The 18,480-nt window shown below is 45.2% G+C and carries 16 protein-coding genes; 14 read left to right on the plus strand and 2 right to left on the minus strand.

Annotated features, from left to right (window positions below):
* The first annotated feature begins 41 nt into the window (after window positions 1–41).
* From cobT to btuD, 8 genes are all read left to right on the plus strand, one after another.
* Complete coding sequence (cobT, locus tag QUF19_RS07540; protein ID WP_286298291.1) at window positions 42–1,106, plus strand: nicotinate-nucleotide--dimethylbenzimidazole phosphoribosyltransferase; 1,065 nt, start codon at window positions 42–44, stop codon at window positions 1,104–1,106.
* Window positions 1,106–1,912, plus strand: coding sequence for an adenosylcobinamide-GDP ribazoletransferase (locus QUF19_RS07545; RefSeq protein WP_286298293.1), 807 nt, complete (start codon window positions 1,106–1,108; stop codon window positions 1,910–1,912). The genes cobT and QUF19_RS07545 overlap by 1 nt, the downstream gene beginning before the upstream one ends.
* Before the next feature lie 26 nt (window positions 1,913–1,938).
* Window positions 1,939–2,532 (plus strand): bifunctional adenosylcobinamide kinase/adenosylcobinamide-phosphate guanylyltransferase, encoded by a 594-nt coding sequence (gene cobU / locus QUF19_RS07550; RefSeq protein WP_286298295.1) that lies wholly within the window; start codon window positions 1,939–1,941, stop codon window positions 2,530–2,532.
* A gap of 9 nt (window positions 2,533–2,541) precedes the next feature.
* Window positions 2,542–3,159, plus strand: coding sequence for an alpha-ribazole phosphatase family protein (gene cobC, locus QUF19_RS07555; RefSeq protein WP_286298297.1), 618 nt, complete (start codon window positions 2,542–2,544; stop codon window positions 3,157–3,159).
* A 137-nt stretch (window positions 3,160–3,296) separates the two neighbouring features.
* The gene (locus QUF19_RS07560) at window positions 3,297–5,093 is read left to right on the plus strand and encodes a M3 family oligoendopeptidase (RefSeq protein ID WP_286298299.1); all 1,797 of its coding nucleotides are present in this window, start codon (window positions 3,297–3,299) and stop codon (window positions 5,091–5,093) included.
* Between the two features lie 277 nt (window positions 5,094–5,370).
* Complete coding sequence (locus QUF19_RS07565; protein WP_102307313.1) at window positions 5,371–6,399, plus strand: succinylglutamate desuccinylase; 1,029 nt, start codon at window positions 5,371–5,373, stop codon at window positions 6,397–6,399.
* 133 nt (window positions 6,400–6,532) lie between these two features.
* The gene (btuC, locus tag QUF19_RS07570) at window positions 6,533–7,528 is read left to right on the plus strand and encodes a vitamin B12 ABC transporter permease BtuC (protein ID WP_286298305.1); all 996 of its coding nucleotides are present in this window, start codon (window positions 6,533–6,535) and stop codon (window positions 7,526–7,528) included.
* A complete protein-coding gene (gene btuD, locus QUF19_RS07575) occupies window positions 7,515–8,273 on the plus strand; it encodes a vitamin B12 ABC transporter ATP-binding protein BtuD (protein ID WP_286298310.1) in 759 nt (252 codons plus the stop codon). Before btuC ends, btuD begins: the two co-directional genes overlap by 14 nt.
* A 53-nt stretch (window positions 8,274–8,326) precedes the next feature.
* Here btuD and QUF19_RS07580 read toward each other — a convergent pair whose 3' ends face one another.
* Together QUF19_RS07580 and QUF19_RS07585 are read right to left on the minus strand one after the other, a co-directional pair.
* Window positions 8,327–8,740, minus strand: coding sequence for a RidA family protein (locus tag QUF19_RS07580; RefSeq protein WP_286298312.1), 414 nt, complete (start codon window positions 8,738–8,740; stop codon window positions 8,327–8,329).
* A 26-nt stretch (window positions 8,741–8,766) separates the two neighbouring features.
* Window positions 8,767–9,702: an NADP-dependent oxidoreductase gene (locus QUF19_RS07585; protein ID WP_286298314.1), complete on the minus strand. Its 936-nt coding sequence runs from the start codon at window positions 9,700–9,702 to the stop codon at window positions 8,767–8,769.
* A 185-nt stretch (window positions 9,703–9,887) separates the two neighbouring features.
* On the opposite strand from QUF19_RS07585, the gene QUF19_RS07590 reads away from it, so the two are divergent.
* The 6 genes from QUF19_RS07590 to QUF19_RS07615 all read left to right on the plus strand — a co-directional run bounded on the left by QUF19_RS07590 (window position 9,888) and on the right by QUF19_RS07615 (window position 18,479).
* Window positions 9,888–10,814 (plus strand): LysR family transcriptional regulator, encoded by a 927-nt coding sequence (locus QUF19_RS07590; protein WP_286298316.1) that lies wholly within the window; start codon window positions 9,888–9,890, stop codon window positions 10,812–10,814.
* A 165-nt stretch (window positions 10,815–10,979) separates the two neighbouring features.
* Window positions 10,980–11,339, plus strand: a complete 360-nt coding sequence (locus QUF19_RS07595) for a DUF6559 family protein (RefSeq protein WP_286298318.1) — start codon at window positions 10,980–10,982, stop codon at window positions 11,337–11,339.
* A gap of 440 nt (window positions 11,340–11,779) precedes the next feature.
* On the plus strand, window positions 11,780–13,225 hold the full coding sequence (gene gbpA / locus QUF19_RS07600) for an N-acetylglucosamine-binding protein GbpA (RefSeq protein ID WP_286298320.1): 1,446 nt from the start codon (window positions 11,780–11,782) through the stop codon (window positions 13,223–13,225).
* Window positions 13,226–13,608: 383 nt separating this feature from the next.
* A complete protein-coding gene (locus QUF19_RS07605; RefSeq protein WP_491851264.1) occupies window positions 13,609–15,081 on the plus strand; it encodes a lytic polysaccharide monooxygenase in 1,473 nt (490 codons plus the stop codon).
* Between the two features lie 217 nt (window positions 15,082–15,298).
* Window positions 15,299–16,729: an aminotransferase-like domain-containing protein gene (locus QUF19_RS07610; RefSeq protein WP_286298323.1), complete on the plus strand. Its 1,431-nt coding sequence runs from the start codon at window positions 15,299–15,301 to the stop codon at window positions 16,727–16,729.
* Between the two features lie 163 nt (window positions 16,730–16,892).
* Window positions 16,893–18,479 (plus strand): cytochrome ubiquinol oxidase subunit I, encoded by a 1,587-nt coding sequence (locus QUF19_RS07615; protein ID WP_286298324.1) that lies wholly within the window; start codon window positions 16,893–16,895, stop codon window positions 18,477–18,479.
* Window position 18,480 lies beyond the last annotated feature (1 nt).

An 18,480-nucleotide genomic window follows, 5' to 3' on the forward strand; every position in this document is an offset into this window, starting at 1 on the left:
GCTCTCAAACTCGTTTCCTCAATTTAAGTGCCACTAATTTTATGTTAGATACAAAATACTCACAGTCCATTCAACATCGCATTGACCAAAAAACCAAGCCACTCGGTGCGCTTGGCCTACTAGAAAAAGTCGCACATCAACTGGCCTTGATTCAGGGCCAAGGCAAAGAAGCTGCGGTTGAACACATCGAGTTGAACAAGCCAAGTATCATCATATTTGCTGGCGACCATGGCATTGCTGACGAAGGCGTGAGTATTGCCCCAAGTGCTGTCACACAACAGATGGTGTTGAATTTCTTAAACGGCGGCGCAGCTATTAATTGCTTTTGTGCGGTGAACAACATCGATATTACGGTGGTGGATACTGGGATTTTGTTACCAGTCGAATCTGATAGCCCAATGCTGATCTCTCAGCGCTTAGGTACACGAACAAATAACTTTGCCAACGAAGCGGCTATGAGTTTAGAAACGGTTGAACGCGGGATTGAACTAGGCACAGAGCTTGTATCTAGAACCATTTCAAATGGCACGAATATCATCATGTTTGGTGAAATGGGCATCGGCAACACCAGCAGCGCTTCAGCGATTTTAAGTGCGCTAGCAAACCGAACTGCAGCGGAGTGTGTTGGTTTAGGTACTGGTATCAATAACGAGCAGTTAGCTCGAAAAGTCGCGGTGGTTGAGCAGGGTGTTGCTCGTTGCAAAGGCTTGGAGCTTGAAGAAGTTAAAGAGCTTACAGATCTTAAAGATATTAAAGAGGTACTAGCTCAGGTCGGCGGCTATGAAATCGTTCAAATGGTCGGTGCTTTCCTAGGCGTTTATCAAAACAAAACCCCTGTATTGGTCGATGGTTTTATCGTGTCAGTCGCTGCGTATGTCGCAACCTTAATTGAACCGAATTGCCGTGATTACATGATCTTCGCTCATCGCTCTGAAGAGTCAGGGCACAAAATCTTATTAGAGCTGCTAGACGCCGAACCGCTGCTCGATCTTGGATTGAGATTAGGCGAGGGCACGGGCGCAGCTCTAGCTATGCCAATTATTCGTGCGGCAGCCGAGTTCTATAACAACATGGCGAGTTTCGAGAGTGCAGGAGTCACTGTTTAATGAGTGATGCACCAGAAAGATCATTGAAAGCTCGCGCAGCTTATCAATGGGAACTGTTTTCATTGGCAATGGGCTTCTTTTCTCGTTTGCCAATGCCGAAGAATACACCCTATTCATCGGAGCGAATGAACCGTTCGGGTCGTTATTTCTCAATGGTCGGTTTGTTGCTTGGTGTCTTGTGCGGTGGTCTTTTTCTGTTGCTTGATACAGTATTACCAAGCTCGATTGCCATCTTTTTGATGATGAGTTTTAGCTTGATGCTGACGGGTGCCTTCCATGAAGACGGCTTAACCGATATGGCGGATGGCATTGGTGGCGGCATGACATTGGAACGCCGTTTAACCATCATGAAAGACAGCCGAATCGGCACTTATGGCGCGTCTGCGTTGATTATGGCTTTGCTCGGTAAATGGGTTTTATTGAATGAACTCATAAGCATGACCGGACTGTTTATGGTTATCGTGACGAGTTATACCTTTAGTCGGGCGGTCGCGGCTTCCCTTATCTACGACATGCCTTATGTCAGCGATTTGGACACCAGTAAAAGTAAACCATTGGCCAACAAACAAACCAAAGGCGAGCTTGTCTTTCTGCTTATTATTGGCGTGCTGCCAAGCTTGTGGTTTGGTTTGGCATTTACGCTTGTTTTATCCGTTATTGCCTTTCTGTTTCGAATGGGTTTTAAAAAGTGGTTAATAGCTAGAATTGGCGGCTTTACTGGTGACTGCTTAGGTGCGGCTCAACAGTTGATGGAGTTGCTGATTTACGTTGCGTTCGCCGCTGCTTTTTATAACGGCCTTATGTAACGCATTCAGGACTTCAGGGACAACACATGACAACCAATAATCAAGCGTATCAGAGTTATCGCCATCTTGTTTTAGGCGGCGCTCGCTCGGGCAAGTCGAGTTATGCAGAACAACAAGCATTATGTGCGCTTGAAGCATGTTCAAATGGACGTTTGCATTACATTGCGACCGCCACTTATCTAGACGACGAAATGCGTGAGCGTATCGCCCATCATAAAGACCGTCGCGGTGAGCAATGGATTGAACATGAAGTACCTGTCGAATTAGCCACGAAACTGCAGTCGTTTAACCAAGATGATGTAGTGTTGATTGACTGCCTAACATTGTGGCTGAACAACATCATCTTTGAACTGGGTGATGATGCGACCAACAAGCAAATTGAAGCTGTGGTTGAAGCCTTGGTTAGAAGTGTAGAGCAAAGCCCTGCGCAAATTATCATGGTGTCTAACGAAGTCGGGCTTGGCGTGGTTCCGCTGGGTAAAGTATCGCGCTTGTTTGTAGACAATGCAGGGCGAATGAACCAAGCATTGGCTCGCGTTGTCGAACGAGTTACGTTGATAGCTGCCGGATTGCCACTGCACTTAAAACCATCTAATCACTCGCTTGATACTCAAGGCTAGGTCGCACACATGGTCAATGGAACAACCAAAAATATCTATCTACTTCGACATGGTAAGGTTGAAGGAAAAGCTGCACTGAATGGTTTATCTGATGTGTTGGTTAACCCAAACCTTCAACAACAGATTTGTGATGCGTTGGCTCAGCATGATGTCGCTTTCGATGGTGTTATTACGTCACCATTAAGACGATGCAGTGACCTGGCAAAGCTGTATGCAGAGCGCATGTCGGTGCCTTTGTCAGTAGCTCCTGATTTCCAAGAAATGAACTTTGGTGAAGTGGACGGGGTCGCATTTGATGAACTTGAAGACAAGTGGGCGATGCTCGACACTTTCTGGCAAGATCCCGCAAACCATCAACTGACTGGTGCGGAAAGTTTACAGAGCTTCCATAACAGAGTAACTCAAGCTTGGTCGCAACTTTTGAATGATCCAAGTGACAATCTACTGCTGGTTACTCATGGTGGCGTAATTCGAATGTTATTGGCGCATTGCCTTGATATTGATTGGAAAAATCCGAGCTTGTACTCGAAGTTATCGATTGAGAATGCGTCGATAACCCATATTCAAGTCACTCAGTTTGCGCAGAGCTTTATCAGCGTTAAAGCGATAGGGCTACCGGTTCTCTGAGTGTTCAAAAAACACAGTTTAAGAATTAACAATCTACTAAAAATATTAGAAGTATTAAAAGTAATTAGAAGTATAAAGCGGCGTGAACAGTCGCTATACCAGATTGGTATTACTACCTACGTGAAAGGAATTTAGTCATGACAACTCCAAGTTGGGATTTAAGCATTGCTTATCGCGATCTTGATGATGCAAAAATCGAACAAGACATCGAACTCATTCAACAGTGTATTGAACTGCTGTACCTGCATGTTGAAAAGCGTCACATCATTCTGGCAATGCAAAACGCAATCCAGACCTCAGAAGCGGCAGGCACGTTACTCAGCACTATCAATACCTTTGCTAACTGTCACGCATCGGTCGACGCGACACACACAGAAGCCAAAGCACTGCTTGGCCGTGTAGCTAAGCTGAACTCCGAAATGTCTCAAGCATTCAGCCCTTATGAAGACACGTTAATTCACGCAGAACCTGAATTTGTGAATGCCGTATTAGAGCATGATAGTGCAGATGTAGCAGGGCAGCGCTTTGCTATTGAAAGCTCACGCAAATTATCGAGCAGCCGACTCAGCGTTGCTGAAGAACAGCTTTTAGCAGCAATGAAAGTGGACGGCCGTGATGGATGGGGTCGTTTATACGACAACCTAACGGGTTCTTTGAAACTGTCGCTGAAGCTGGACGGTGAAGACGAAGCTCTAGGCTTTTCTCAAGCCGCGAGTTTGTTGTATGGCAGTGAATTCGACAAACAAGAACCAGCATGGCGCGCGGTTCAAGGTGCTATGAAAACGCATCAAGAGTCTTTTGCTTCGATCCTAAACGCATTGGCTGGATGGCGACTGACTGAAAACAAAAAGCGCTCGAAAATAAGCGACGTACATTTCTTAGATCCAAGCCTGCATGGCAGCCGAATTGTTCCAGAAACCCTAGACACTATGATGTCGGTAGCTAAAGCCAATCGCGAAGTAGGCCAAAAAGCGGGTCTGTTGATGGCAAGAGTTCACGGCTTAGACGAAATGAAGCCTTGGAACCATTTAGCCGCGATGCCACCACTGGGTGACAATGAATCTAAAGTCTACCCATTTGATGAAGCGATCGAAGTGATCAAAACTGCCTTCGCCGAAGTCAATCCAGAGATGGCTGAATTTGTCGCATTAATGGTTGAGAATGGTTGGATTGATGCCGCGCCTGCAGCCAACAAACGCTTAGGCGCTTACTGCACTAAATTTGCTGCGACACGCACCCCGCTAGTGTTCATGACGTGGAGCGGTAGCCGCTCTGACTTAATGACACTGGCACACGAGCTTGGTCACGCGTTCCACAACTGGGTAATGAAAGACATGCCGTTGTGTAAGACCCGTTACCCAATGACGCTGGCAGAAACAGCTTCTATTTTTGCTGAAAACATCGTTCGTGATCACTTGTTACAACAAGCTCAAACACGCAATGAGAAACTTGAAATGCTGTGGGAAGAGCTTTCTTCTTCACTCGCTTTGATGGTGAACATTCCAGTACGTTTCGAATTTGAAAAAGCGTTTTACGAGCAGCGTGAAAAAGGTGAGCTGACGGCTAAACAGCTGTGCGACTTGATGGAAACCACTTGGAAAGACTGGTACGGCGATGCAATGACAGAAGCCGACCCTTATTTCTGGGCGAGCAAGTTGCACTTCAGCATCTCTCAAGTGAGCTTCTACAACTATCCATACCTGTTCGGTTACTTGTTCAGTAAAGGCGTTTACGCACAACGTGACGCTAAGGGTGAACAATTCTACGGTGATTATGTCTCATTGCTTCGTGATACAGGCAGCATGATGGCGGAAGAAGTGGTGCAAAAGCATCTCGGAATGGACCTGACTCAAGCTGATTTTTGGCAACAAAGTATCGACATGGTCAAAGTTCAAATCGATGAATTCGAAAGATTGCTGAATCAGGAAGATTAATTGATCTCAATCTGTTCATAGCAGGTCAGAGCTGTGTTAGCTTACGTGGCTCTTATCTTGCTGACATGACTTGAGAAAGCTGAGACGACCCAAAGTTACTTTAATTAGAGAAAGTTATTTGGAACAGGTGTCGGTTAGTAAAGCCAGCAGGTAATATAAAAATATATGGGTAGTATTTGTGATTGATAACGGAGTTTCTGTTGATAAGTGCGATCCTAGCGACACAATTTCTATGTACAATTTATTAACATACGGCCGTGCAATTAAGGAGTAGCGCATGACGAAGACCCTCTTTCGCCAATCATTTCTTTTTGACAGCCTAGATCTTGAGCAAGAAGTGTTTGCAGGACAGACCGTACTGAGTAACGGTGTTGAAATTAAGCTTCATCAACGTGGTGTATTGGAAGTAATTCCCGCGGATTATAATTCTGAAACTAAGAACATCATCTTCTCAACAGGTGTTCATGGTGACGAAACTTCACCGATGGAGCTAGTAGATAAATTAGTTGAGGATATTGAGACAGGCTTTCAAGTAGTAAATGCTCGATGCTTGTTTATCATCGCTCACCCAGAAGCGACCAATGCACATACGCGTTTTCTCGATGTGAATATGAATCGTCTGTTTGATGAAAAGCAGCACGAAAGCAACCGAGAAGTGGATATCGCGAAGAACTTGAAGTTCTTGGTTACTGAGTTTTACAAAGAAACGGAACCTGCCACTCGTTGGCATCTAGATTTGCACTGCGCAATCCGTTTATCTAAGCATTACTCGTTCGCTGTGAGCCCTAAGGTTCGACACGAAGTACGCAACAAGGAGCTTTTCGATTTCATCAACAGTGCTCACGTTGAAGCTGTGTTGCTGTCGAATGCACCAACCAGCACCTTCAGTTGGTACAGCGCTGAAAACTTTGAAGCGCAAGCACTGACAATGGAGCTGGGTCAGGTAGCAAGAATTGGTGAAAACCAACTTGATAAGCTCACTGCTTTTGATTTGGCAATGCGTAACTTGATTGCTGAAGCTGAGCCTGAGCATCTACCTAAGCGAACCATCATGTATCGTGTGAGCCGCACTATTGTACGCTTGCATGATGACTTCGATTTCATGTTCTCTGATTCTGTAGAGAACTTTACCGCGTTCAAGCACGGTGAAGTGTTTGGTCATGATGGTGATAAACCATTAATGGCGAAGAATGAAAACGAAGCCGTTGTGTTCCCAAATCGGAATGTAGCCATCGGTCAACGAGCTGCCTTGATGGTGTGTGAAGTTGAAACGCGCTTCGACCATGGTCAGCTTGTATACGATTAATATCGAGTTGGGTTTAAGCGATTAAAATAACCGCTCAACTGGTTGAAATATCAAGGTTCACATTACGGTGTGAGCCTTGAGTTTATTTGGGTATACAGGTAAGGTTACGCGAACATTTTCAAAGTAGCTTGATATGGATTTCCAACAACTTCTTCACCAAAAACAGCGCAAATGGACGCGAGCCATTTATATCATGGCAGCACTGCTTGTCGCGCTGAGTGCAATTTACCTAATGGTTGGCGATCTCTTCATTTCCCCTCTGGGCACCTTGTCCACGTTAGAACAAAAACTATTGATTGATTTACGCTTACCTCGACTATTGGCCGCTATTGCTATCGGGGCTGGCTTGGCTGTATCTGGCGCAAGCTTACAAGTCTTATTGGGCAACGTATTGGCAGAGCCGGGTGTGCTCGGTATTTCCGGTGGCGCGAGCTTGGCGATGGTGATCGTGTTGTTCTTCTTACCGTTTGCTCCAACGCCTGAACTCTTCATGATCGCTGCCGTATTAGGGTCACTCTGTTTTACCGTAATTCTGGTGAGCATGGTCAAGACGATGCGGCTGACTACGGCTAAATTATTGCTGGTGGGTGTCGCGTTAGGCATTCTTTCCGGCGCAATGGTGACGTGGGCCTTCTACTTTAGTGATGACCTCAGCCTTCGCTTATTGATGTACTGGTTGATGGGCAGTTTAGGCGGCGTGACTTGGTATCAACACTCGCTCACGTTAGTCATGATTCCAGTGATTATTTGGCTGTGCCTGCAAGGCAGTAAGTTAGATAAGCTGATGATTGGCGAAACTCATGCTGCGCAACTGGGTGTCAACGTGCCAAAACTGCGTTGGCGTTTGATCTTCGCTGTGTCTATTTTAGTCGGTTGCGCAGTAGCTCTAGGCGGCGTGATCAGTTTTGTTGGCTTGGTTGTGCCACACTTACTTCGTTTAGCGATTGGTACTGATAACAAATACCTTCTTCCTTTGTCTGCCGTTGCTGGCGCTGCATTGTTAGTGTTTGCTGATATTTGCGCGCGTACATTACTCGATTCTGCAGAATTACCTTTGGGTGTGATGACCACCAGTATCGGTGCGCCTATCTTCATTTGGATGTTAATTAAAAATCATGATTCAAATTAAGAGCCTGGGCGTTGGCGCTCGTTTATTACCGCTATCATTTGAGCTCAAGCAAGGGCAGGTGACTCACGTTATCGGCCCCAATGGCAGCGGTAAAAGTACCTTACTGGAAGCGTTATCTGGCGTTGGTGATGGCTATAAAGGCGATATAAAGCTCGATGGACAAGACTTGTCAGTGTTGTCGCTACAAGATTTATCATTACACCGTGCTTATCTTTGTCAAAGCGCAAGACCCGCCTTCAATTTGGAAGTGTTCCAATACCTTGCGTTGTCACTGCCAAGTTCCTCACACGGCCTTGATACTGAAATCAACGCAGCTTTGGAAGAGATAAGCCAGATGTTGGACATCACAGACAAACTTCACCGTTCAATTCAGACACTGTCTGGTGGTGAATGGCAACGCGTTCGGTTGGCAGGAATGTGCCTACAAATCTGGCCGACGCTTAATCCTTACGCCAAACTGCTGATTCTCGATGAACCCGCGGCGCCATTGGATATTGCTCAAGAAGCCTTACTCTACAAGCTCATCGAACGAGTGGCAGAGAAAGGCATTGCTGTGATCATGGCAAACCACGATCTTAACCGCACTCTAAGACACGCCGACCAGGTGTTGCTGCTCGATAAAGGCGTTTTACAAGCTTCTGGTGCTGCGGCACAAGTGTTGACTCCAGAGCAACTAGAGTCCGTGTTCAACACTGAAGTCAAAAGTATCTCAGTCGATAATCAAACCTATCTGTTGTTTGGTTAAGCCTTTATCGTTTGAGTAAGACGGTTGAATCTTAGGATTGGAAAGCTCGGCAGTTATCGGGCTAACATCATCTCATATTCAACCATCATATCTGGCATCCCTAAACGTTGAACATAGCGCAACGTGCCTGTTGCTGGTTTTACTTCAACATCACCTAAAAACGCTTCCCAAACATGAGCAATGCCTTCGAATTGTGCAGAGTTTACTTCGTTGTTAAATGTCCAATCCGTCCTGACAATGTCGTTAACACTAAAGCCAGCTTCTTCTAAGAATGCCTTCATTTGGTCTAAAATTAATCGTGTTTGAGCAACAGGATCATTAGGGTGTTGAGTAATAAAGTCCGGGTTACAGTCAGCATGTCCTGTCACAAAGAATACTTCGCTGAATTCACTTAGTTTCAGTCCCCAACTAAACGCATTGCTCATATCGGGTAGGTTCTTATTACGAAAAGCTTGTTTAATGGCCATTTTATATCCTCTCTATTTGATAGTGTTTACAGCGAAACTTCCAATACGATTTTGCCACGAGCACGTTTCGATTGACTTAACTCCTGTGCTTGAGCGGCTTCAGATAATGGGAACACCTTATCGATGTTCACTTTAATTACGCCATCATCAATTAAAGCGGCAATACGTTGTAGATCTCTGGCATTGGGTGAAACCCACCAACGTTGAAAATTTACGCCTAGTTGCAGTGGTAATGCGCGTTCAATGTCATCTAACAGTGAAACTACATTGCCACCTTTTCGTACAACTTCGAGTGAACGCTCTGCAATGCCATCACCCCCAACAGCGACGAGTACAGCATCTAACTCATCAACTAGGTCTTCAAAGCGCTGAGTTTGATAATCAATGAATTGATCGACCCCTAAAGCCGTTAAGTAGGCTTTGTTGCTGGCTGATGCTGTTCCGATAACATAAGCGCCGAGCGCTTTCGCTATTTGAACCGCAAAGCTACCAACCCCTCCGGATGCATTGTGAATAAGGACACGTTGACCAGCTTTGAGTTGACAGCCTTCAACAAGTGCTTGCCATGCAGTTGTTGCGGCCAATGGCACAGCCGCAGCGGTCACAATGTCGAGAGACTTGGGCGCTCTTGCTACTAAATCACTATCGACAGCAAGATATTCGGCGTAGGCGCCTTGTTCAGAAATGGGCGCATATACATAGACCTGCTCCCCAAGTTTGAGGTTGCTTACATTGTTGCCTTTTTCGACAACTTGTCCTGCTGCATCCCAGCCAACAATGAGTGGCATTTCATGTTGACCAGTAGCCTCTAAGAATCCCTCTCTTACCATCCAGTCGACAGGGTTTACCCCTGCGCCTTGTACTTTGATCAGCACTTGATTTGGTGTGATGGTGGGTTTGTCTATATCGCCGAAGGTTAAGTTTTGCGCATTTCCATACTCTTCTAAATATACGGCTTTCATCGTATTTCCTTATAAGTGAGTCATCTAATTTGTTTTTCTAGCAGCGGGTTAATCTGCCTGTGGAACTCACTTTGCCCAACTTGATACTTACCGTCTAATTGATGATTGGTATAATATGCATTGATTAATGTGATGTGTTTGTCGATACTCATTCATCTAACTCCCCGTGTAATTAGGCAAGCAAGATGGCGAATGTCGATCTGAATTTAATGGTGATTTTTGATGCAATCATGCAGGAAAGTTCGATTACCGTGGCTGCCGATCGATTGTCGATGACGCAACCATCGGTATCGAACGCAGTCTCTCGAATGCGTCACGCTTGGAAAGATCCTTTATTCGTGAAACAAGGCAGAGGGATTCGCCCAACCCCTTACGCCGTCGAGTTGTGGAAAATGATTGGAGAGCCGTTAGAATCAATACGGATTGCAACTGAGCGTGGTGAGTTTAATCCTGCGACGTTGAAGCGTACGTTTAGAATCGCGACCACAGATTGGATGGCAGATCTGTTTTGGTTGCCGTTAAAGCAACGAATAGAGCTTGAAGCGCCTGACGTTAATATTCACGCCGTGCCTTACAACGTCAATGGAGAAAAGTTATTGCTCAGTGCCGATGTTGATATGGTTTTGGATTATTTCGAAGGCAACTCAGCTCAAGTTCAAACTCAACATCTGTTTGATAATCACTTTGTGTGCGCAATGCGTGCAAATCACCCGTTGGCTAGTGAAGAGCTATCGCTGAGTGCTTTTGCTAGTGCCGATCATTTGTTGCTCTCGTTGTCAGGTGAGGCGACAGGCGGGGTAGACATGCTACTAGGACAGAAGGGATTGAAACGGCGCATCGCCATGACGGTGAACCACTGTTACTCCATACCGAGGTTGTTAATCAATACTGACATGATCACGACGATTCCATTACCGATCATATCGGAAAGCGTGAGCAAGGGAGAACTGGTGATTAAGAAAACGCCATTCACCATGCAGCCGGGGCCCATTTCGATGTCTTGGCATGTGCGGCATCAACGTGACCAAGGTACGTTATGGTTGCGTGAGAAAGTGCTTAGTGTTCTGAACCATGGTTTACCTAAGAATTTACTTTTTTATCCGTTTCAATGAGAAGCGGTTCAAAGAGTATTCGTCTTGAAATTGCTTTTTCGCATTGTTAATCAGTATATTACTGACGTTATATATTGAGCATCATCATAAAGAGTGACATTCTAAGTGTTGCTCAAATCTGAACAACATTTGATGTGATATTTGTAAATTGGAAGGGGAATTAGAGTGTTTAGATATATTCAGCGACGAAGAATCAAAAAGGTAATCAAACTCCTGTCTGCAAAGATGGTAAAGAGTTACGGAAGCCGCGATTTTTTCTCTATCGGACAAGTTGAAACCAGCGCTCATGAACTAAGTAAACGCCAACAACAAATCGCATTATCTTTGTTTGCGGATCCACAAGATCTTGATGTTGAATTGGTTCCCACTATCCAACTGTTACGTAATGATGTGTCTAATGACTTCTTCGGCGGCGAGAGTTACACCGCGCGTGATGTGCTCAACCTCTTGGGTGGAAGCGGCTGGAAGGGCGGTCGTATGGACGACGACATGTCACATCGCATGGGCATGCATAGCCGCTATTAAATACGCTGATTCCAATGCGTCTCGTCAAAATCGTTATTTTGACGAGACGCACCTATATTTACTGTCCCTTATGACTTCTAACTAATTTCAATTTACCCCTGCTTCACCAACGTACATCTCTTACTAACCCAAGCATTATTAAAATAGCTAGCCATAGCTTCCTTTGGTTTCTGGATAAACCTCATATTTTTCAGATATATAATTCACTTTCTACTTCGTATGAGCTTTGTTGATTCTCAATCAGTCTTATTGACTAAATATTCACTCATTGTTCAACCATGCTCAAATTGACTGATATGCATTTGCTTTGTTAATGCTTGTGCTGAGTAAGCATTAATGACGAATCGCATATTTGCTCAACTTAGAACGTTGGTTAGGTCGACAGGCAAAGATCATGTGGGCCTTTAATTGGAAATATGAAGTCTTTAAATGGAAATGTTATGAGAATTGGAATAGAGAAAACGGCTTTAGCGATCGCTTTGTCTACCGTGTGTGGTGGGGCTATTGCACACGGCTTTGTGTCATTAAATGATGAAGGCAACATAATAAGTCGTGTCGCTTTGTGCCACTTAGAAGATTCTGAAGGTCAGGCGAAGAACATGGATTGTGGCAACATACAGTATGAGCCGCAAAGTGTGGAAGGCTTCGATGGCTTCCCAGAAGGTGGACCTGCTGACGGCTATATTGCCAGTGCTGAAATATCAATCGCAAGAAATCTAGATGAACAAACTTCAGAGCGCTGGCAGAAACGTCCAATAGAAGCGGGATCTCAAGAATTTGAATGGACATTTAGGGCTAACCACATAGCGGCTGGTTTCAAGTATTACATCACGAAAGAAGGATGGGATCAGAATGAACCATTGGAACGAGCAGCCCTTGACCTAACACCTTTCTGTGAGGTTGATGGTCACGGAGAGATGACACAAGACACGGCTACTCATACCTGTGATGTACCTGTGCGAGAAGGTTACCATGTCATTTTGGCTGTTTGGGATGTCGGTGACACAGACAAGGCATTCTACAATGCGATTGATGTGGTATTTGATGGTGATGATTCGCAACTACCGGATTGGGACAAAGCAGGTCAGATAATACCGACCGCCAACCTAAGAGAAGGTGATGCGGTTTATACTCGTGTATTTGATGGTTCTGGCGAAAATGTTGCACTAAGTACTCGTCTTGAGATTACAGACAGCGAAGCTGGCCAATCAAAGAACTGGTCAAAAGCATTAGCGACCAAAGTAAATGAAGAACGTAAGAATATTAAGTCGGGCGTGTTGAGTGAAAACGGCTTTGCTCCAATTTATGGCGTAAACCCGATATACGTTAATACAGACAGTGGTATTCAGAGTGTAGAAATAGGCTACGATGTTGAAGTACCGGAACCAGACACCTCACTCACGGTTGAAGGGTTAGAGCCTGAATACGTAATTGGTGAAGAAGCAACAGTTCTAGACCTAACACTGGTGGCTGAAGGTGATGCTAAAGCTGAGCTGACGGTGTACAACCATAGTCGAGAGTCATTAGCGCACTGGAGTGGTGAAGTAGAAGGTGATTCGTCAGAATCTGTAGCGCTGCCTTTATCCAAATCAGAAGCTGGCCATCACATGTTAGTCGTGAGTGTGAAAAACAACGAAGGCAAGTTGGTGGGGCAGCAGACGTTGAACTTCCATTTAGTTGAAGCTGGCACACCACCACCTGAACATGATTATGTTTACCCAGAAGGTTTTGGTAGCTATGTGGATGGAGACATCGTTCTATTTGAAGGTGAGGGAGTCTATGAGTGTTACGGCCCTTGGGCGGCAGAGTGTAACAATGAAGATTATTTACCAGGAATTGCAATTGACCCTAATTGGGTTGAACAGCAGTGGAAAAAGTTAGATTAATATTCCACTAATCGATTAGGCTCTAGTTTCTATTCGATATACAAACCCCAAAGCGGCTTAATCATTAAGCCGTTTTTTTATTCACTTTGAATATTGTTTCCTCAATCAAGACGGAATACTGAGATCCAATAATTCGAAGCAACATCATCTATCTACAATGCATTTGTTTGAGTTGTGTGATGCTGATTCCTATCAATATAAAACCCGCTGTTATTGATAAAATTGACGTATATATTTTTCGTTGTTCTTCAAATAAAAACTATAAACCTTCGAACTGCAATGTTGATTGGTAAGTGACCAGTTGACGTTGTGCTCAGGGTAAAATAATAGAGAGTGGGAAAGTGACAACAATAAATAATAATATATTAAAAGTAGCAGTAGGTATGGCTATGCTATCGAGTGTGCCGTCAGTGGCAAATGCTCATGGTTGGTCTGAATTTCCAAGCGCACGTCAGAACACGTGTTACGAGCAAGGCGGGATTTGGTCGGGTACACCACCTAACGCTGCATGTGCTCAAGCGAAAGATATTTCTGGCTCTTACCCGTTCGTTCAACGTAACGAGTACGCGAAAAATATTCAAGATTTCAACAACATCAATGCTGTGAAAGCGGCGATTCCTGATGGCACATTGTGTTATGCCAATGATTCGCAAAAGCGTGGTATGGGTGCGCCTCATACTGGTTGGACTCGCACCGAGCTAAGCACAGGCACGTTTGAATATGTATTCAACGCGACTGCACCACACAACCCTTCATTTTGGGAGTTCTACCTAACGAAACCAAACGCAGACCTGAGCAAAGGCCTAGCGTGGGGTGACTTAGATCTTATCCAAGAAGTGGGCAATGTTCCTGTAAGCGGTGGCAAATACCGTATCAACGTGACCATTCCATCTGACCGCTCTGGCGACGCGATCCTATATGTGCGTTGGCAACGTGACGATGCAGCGGGCGAAGGCTTCTACAACTGTTCAGACATCACCATCGCGGGTGGTACAACACCTCCGCCAGATCCAACACCACAACCGGATCTAGTTCGTGGCGACTTGTTTGTTTCCGACCAATTTGGAACACCAGAAATTGGCGATACAGTTAAGTACGACATCATCAACAAATACGGTGAAGTAGCACGTAGCTTCGACATTGTTATTGATGGAACAAACGTTAACGATTGGGCTCGCTTGTTGGCTTCAGAAATCAACGGTTGGCATGAAGAGTTTAAAGATGGTGCGATCTTCATCGGTGACTGGCATGCCGAAATGGAACACTACATGTATTTCCAAAACGATCCGTCACGCAATTTCTTTAACTCAAAAGATAGCCGTGCTTCTGGTCAGTTAACGCTGATTGACGGTGGCGAAGGTGGTGTAGAGCCGCTAAAAGGTGACATCTACGAACTAGTGAAGAGTGACAATGTTGTTAATGCTGGCGATAAAGTTGTGATTGCAACGAGCGAAGCAGCAAACCTAACACAGACTCAAGGTTCTGCAGTTAGCATTCAAAACAACGGCACGGCTTCAATTGTGGTAGATACGACTGCGATTACAGCGAACGAAACTTTGTCATTCGTTGCTAGCTCAATTGAAAGCGAAAGTGTTGAAACCTTCACGTTTGAAGTGATTGCTGATGACGGTGGCGTAACACCAGACCCAGATCCAACGCCGGATCCTGATCCGACACCTGACCCGGACCCTACGCCAGATCCAGGCACTTGGGATTCATCAGCGACTTACCTTGGCGGTGAAGTAGTGACTTACTCGAACCAGTCGTGGAAAGCACAATGGTGGGTTCAGGGTGGTACAAACCCTGAAGCGACCTATGAAAACGACAAATGGGGCGTTTGGCGTCCAGCTAACTAGTCAGCTAGTTAACCTAAACTAAGTAACTAATTAACTAAGTAGCTAAGACACCACACTTGATTGACGAGAGTGGTGCCTTTTCTTATGGGAGAGATAAACAAGTCGACCGTGAAGGTAATTGGGTTTAGGGTAGGGCTTTGTTATACCTGAATGTCCGAGTACTTCGAATATTCACGGTTTAGTAATCTTTTACACATTAGATAGAAAAGACTTTTTGATGAAAAAATCTCAGATACTCGCCAATACAATCAAGAATCAGATAGAACAAAACATTTGGCTGAGTGGTGAGAAAATCCCATCAATTAGAGACGCATGTAAGCGCTATAAACTCAGTATCGAGACGGTGCTGCAGGCGTATCAACAGCTTGAAGACCAAGGCTATGTGCGCTCAAAACCTAAGTCCGGCTATTTCGTGTTACCGCGTAGAAATGTATTCACCTCAGAACACGCGCAACAAAAAGTTATCAAACCGTATCCCGTTAAAATCAGCGACCTGCTTTACGATGTACTTCAACGAGCAAAAGACCCTAGCATTATTCCACTTAGCTCGGCATTTCCAGACCCTGCTTTGTTTCCGCATCAAGCATTGTCGCGCAGTTTAGCCAATGCCAGCCGCCAAATGCCGGATAACAGCATGCTCACCAATTTACCTCCGGGCAGTGAAATACTCCGTAGGCAAATTGCCCAACGTTACCAAATGCACGGTTTAAATGTAGTGCCAGATGACATCGTGATTACCTCTGGTGCGATGGAAGCGCTCAATCTGTGCCTACAATCTTGCACAGAGCCGGGTGACTTGGTCGCTATCGAGTATCCTGCGTTCTATGGCGTGTTGCAGACCATTGAGAGGTTAAACCTGACGGCAGTTGAGATACCAACAGACCCTGAAACCGGAATCGATCTTGATGTGTTGGAGTCGGTGTTCGCGTCGATGGACATCAAAGCGTGTTGGTTCATGACGGAATCACAAAACCCAGTTGGTTATTCTATGAGTGACAGCAACAAGCAACGACTGGCCGAATTGGTGAACCAACACAAGATCCCTATGATCGAAGACGATGTATACCGAGAGCTTCACTTCGGGAATCAAACATCATTGCCCGCCAAAGCCTATGACTCTGATGAACAAATCATGCTTTGTGGTTCGTTTTCTAAATCACTATCGCCGGGCTTTCGAATTGGTTGGGTAGTGGCTGGAAAACAAGCGCTAAAGATTCAACGATTACAGCACCTATCGACACTTTCCAGCAGTATTCCTATCCAACTTGGCTTGTCTCACTACCTGACGTTTTATAGCTATGACAATCATCTTAAAAAGCTTCGTAAATTGCTGAATGAAAGGAAGAAGGCGCATATAGCACTTCTAGAATCCAGTTTGCCTAAGAGTGCTCTGATTCATAAAAGCCAAGGCGGTTACTTCCTTTGGATAGAATTGCCTCACTCTGTTTGTGTTGAGAAGCTTTATGAGCAAGCACTTGAACACAACATCTCTGTCGCGCCAGGGATCATATTCAGTAGTGACAAGAAGTTCTCCCATCACATTCGACTTAATTGCTCGTATGCGTGCGACGACAAAATCGCACAGGCCATTCAAACGCTCGGCCACCTAATCAGAACCATGGAATCGCAAGGTTCTGCCGTTAGCTGAGTTACCGGCTGCTTCATACTTCAACGCTAGTCTCTACTGACTGGATAAACAATCTGTTCTGTTTTTTAACAATCAATCTGTTCTAGTTTGGTTTGTTCGAACTGTGCTGAAATACGATCCAATTCTTAATATGAAAGCCATCATTATGATGTTTGGAGCTTAAATGTTTGATGTAGTTGAATTGTCGCGTTTACAGTTTGCGCTAACCGCTATGTTCCACTTTCTCTTCGTCCCGTTAACTATCGGTATGTCTTGCTTACTGGCGATCATGGAGTCGATCTATGTGCTCACTGGTAAGCAAATCTATCAAGATATGACTCGCTTTTGGGGCAAACTGTTTGGTATTAACTTCGCCTTGGGTGTCACGACTGGCTTAACCATGGAGTTCCAGTTCGGCACCAACTGGGCTTATTATTCTCACTATGTCGGCGACATTTTTGGTGCTCCTCTTGCAATTGAAGCCCTTGTCGCATTCTTCCTCGAATCCACCTTTGTTGGCCTCTTCTTCTTCGGCTGGGAAAGGCTTTCCAAACGCCAACACCTCGTCGTGACTTGGTTGGTGGCGTTGGGCTCTAGCTTCTCTGCATTATGGATTCTGGTTGCTAACGGTTGGATGCAAAACCCGATCGGATCGGAGTTCAATTATCAAACCATGCGTATGGAAATGACCAGCTTCGCCGAAGTGGTGCTCAACCCTGTTGCTCAGGTTAAGTTCTTGCACACAGTCGCTTCGGCTTATACCTGCGGTGCGATGTTTATCCTTGGCGTGAGTTCATATTACTTGTTGAAAGGCCGAGATATTGCCTTTGCCAAGCGCTCTTTCGCCGTGGCGGCATCCTTTGGAATCGCTTCAATTATCTCAGTCATCGTATTGGGCGATGAATCTGGTTATGAGTTGGGTGACGTTCAAAAAGTAAAACTGGCGGCCATTGAAGCGGAATGGCACACCGAGCCAGCTCCAGCCGCTTTTACCTTGTTTGGATTACCCAACCAAGAGGAAGGCAAAACGGACTTCGCTGTGAAAATTCCTTATGTGATGGGGATTATCGCAACGCGATCTTTGGACGAGCAAGTGACGGGTCTTCATGACTTGCGCGATCAACATTTAGTGCGTATTCGAAACGGTATTGTTGCTTATGAATTGCTAGAGCGTTTGCGATCTGGCGATACCTCACATGATACCGCACAAGCTTTCGATCAAACCAAGCATGACCTTGGCTACGGCTTATTGCTCAAGCGATATACAGATACAGTGACTGACGCTACCGAACAGCAAATCCAACAAGCAGCCGATGATTCAATCCCAACTGTGTGGCCTCTGTTCTGGTCATTCAGAATCATGGTGGGTTGTGGCTTCATTATGTTGTTTGTCTTTGGCGCGGCTTTCTTACAAACCTACCGTAAAAACATTACTCAAAAACCTTGGTTATTGAAGGCGGCGCTTTGGTCGATTCCATTACCTTGGGTGGCAATTGAAGCAGGTTGGTTTGTTGCGGAGTATGGTCGTCAACCATGGGCGGTTGGTGAAATTCTCCCTGTTGCAGTTGCGGCATCTTCGCAAACCGTTGAGAACTTACTTACATCTCTCGCGCTCATTATTAGCCTCTATACCGTCTTCATCATTGTTGAAAGTTACTTGATGATTACCGTCGTCAAAAAAGGCCCGAGCAGTTTGAAAACAGGGCGTTATCACTATGAACAAACAACAACATCGCTTGAAGCCAAATTGGCACAACAAGTTCAACAATAGG

The sequence above is a fragment of the Vibrio sp. FE10 genome, from assembly GCF_030297155.1.
GTDB classification, from domain to species: Bacteria; Pseudomonadota; Gammaproteobacteria; order Enterobacterales; family Vibrionaceae; genus Vibrio; species Vibrio apostichopi.

Excerpts from the sequence above, each read along its gene's own strand:
- gbpA (WP_286298320.1), top strand. The coding sequence starts at position 11,780 with ATGAGAATTGGAATAGAGAAAACGGCTTTAGCGATCGCTTTGTCTACC.
- cobT (WP_286298291.1), top strand. The coding sequence starts at position 42 with ATGTTAGATACAAAATACTCACAGTCCATTCAACATCGCATTGACCAA.
- cobU (WP_286298295.1), top strand. The coding sequence starts at position 1,939 with ATGACAACCAATAATCAAGCGTATCAGAGTTATCGCCATCTTGTTTTA.
- QUF19_RS07610 (WP_286298323.1), top strand. The coding sequence starts at position 15,299 with ATGAAAAAATCTCAGATACTCGCCAATACAATCAAGAATCAGATAGAA.
- btuC (WP_286298305.1), top strand. The coding sequence starts at position 6,533 with ATGGATTTCCAACAACTTCTTCACCAAAAACAGCGCAAATGGACGCGA.
- QUF19_RS07545 (WP_286298293.1), top strand. The coding sequence starts at position 1,106 with ATGAGTGATGCACCAGAAAGATCATTGAAAGCTCGCGCAGCTTATCAA.
- QUF19_RS07565 (WP_102307313.1), top strand. The coding sequence starts at position 5,371 with ATGACGAAGACCCTCTTTCGCCAATCATTTCTTTTTGACAGCCTAGAT.
- QUF19_RS07615 (WP_286298324.1), top strand. The coding sequence starts at position 16,893 with ATGTTTGATGTAGTTGAATTGTCGCGTTTACAGTTTGCGCTAACCGCT.
- QUF19_RS07605 (WP_491851264.1), top strand. The coding sequence starts at position 13,609 with ATGGCTATGCTATCGAGTGTGCCGTCAGTGGCAAATGCTCATGGTTGG.
- QUF19_RS07580 (WP_286298312.1), bottom strand. The coding sequence starts at position 8,740 with ATGGCCATTAAACAAGCTTTTCGTAATAAGAACCTACCCGATATGAGC.
- QUF19_RS07560 (WP_286298299.1), top strand. The coding sequence starts at position 3,297 with ATGACAACTCCAAGTTGGGATTTAAGCATTGCTTATCGCGATCTTGAT.
- cobC (WP_286298297.1), top strand. The coding sequence starts at position 2,542 with ATGGTCAATGGAACAACCAAAAATATCTATCTACTTCGACATGGTAAG.
- QUF19_RS07585 (WP_286298314.1), bottom strand. The coding sequence starts at position 9,702 with ATGAAAGCCGTATATTTAGAAGAGTATGGAAATGCGCAAAACTTAACC.
- QUF19_RS07590 (WP_286298316.1), top strand. The coding sequence starts at position 9,888 with ATGGCGAATGTCGATCTGAATTTAATGGTGATTTTTGATGCAATCATG.
- btuD (WP_286298310.1), top strand. The coding sequence starts at position 7,515 with ATGATTCAAATTAAGAGCCTGGGCGTTGGCGCTCGTTTATTACCGCTA.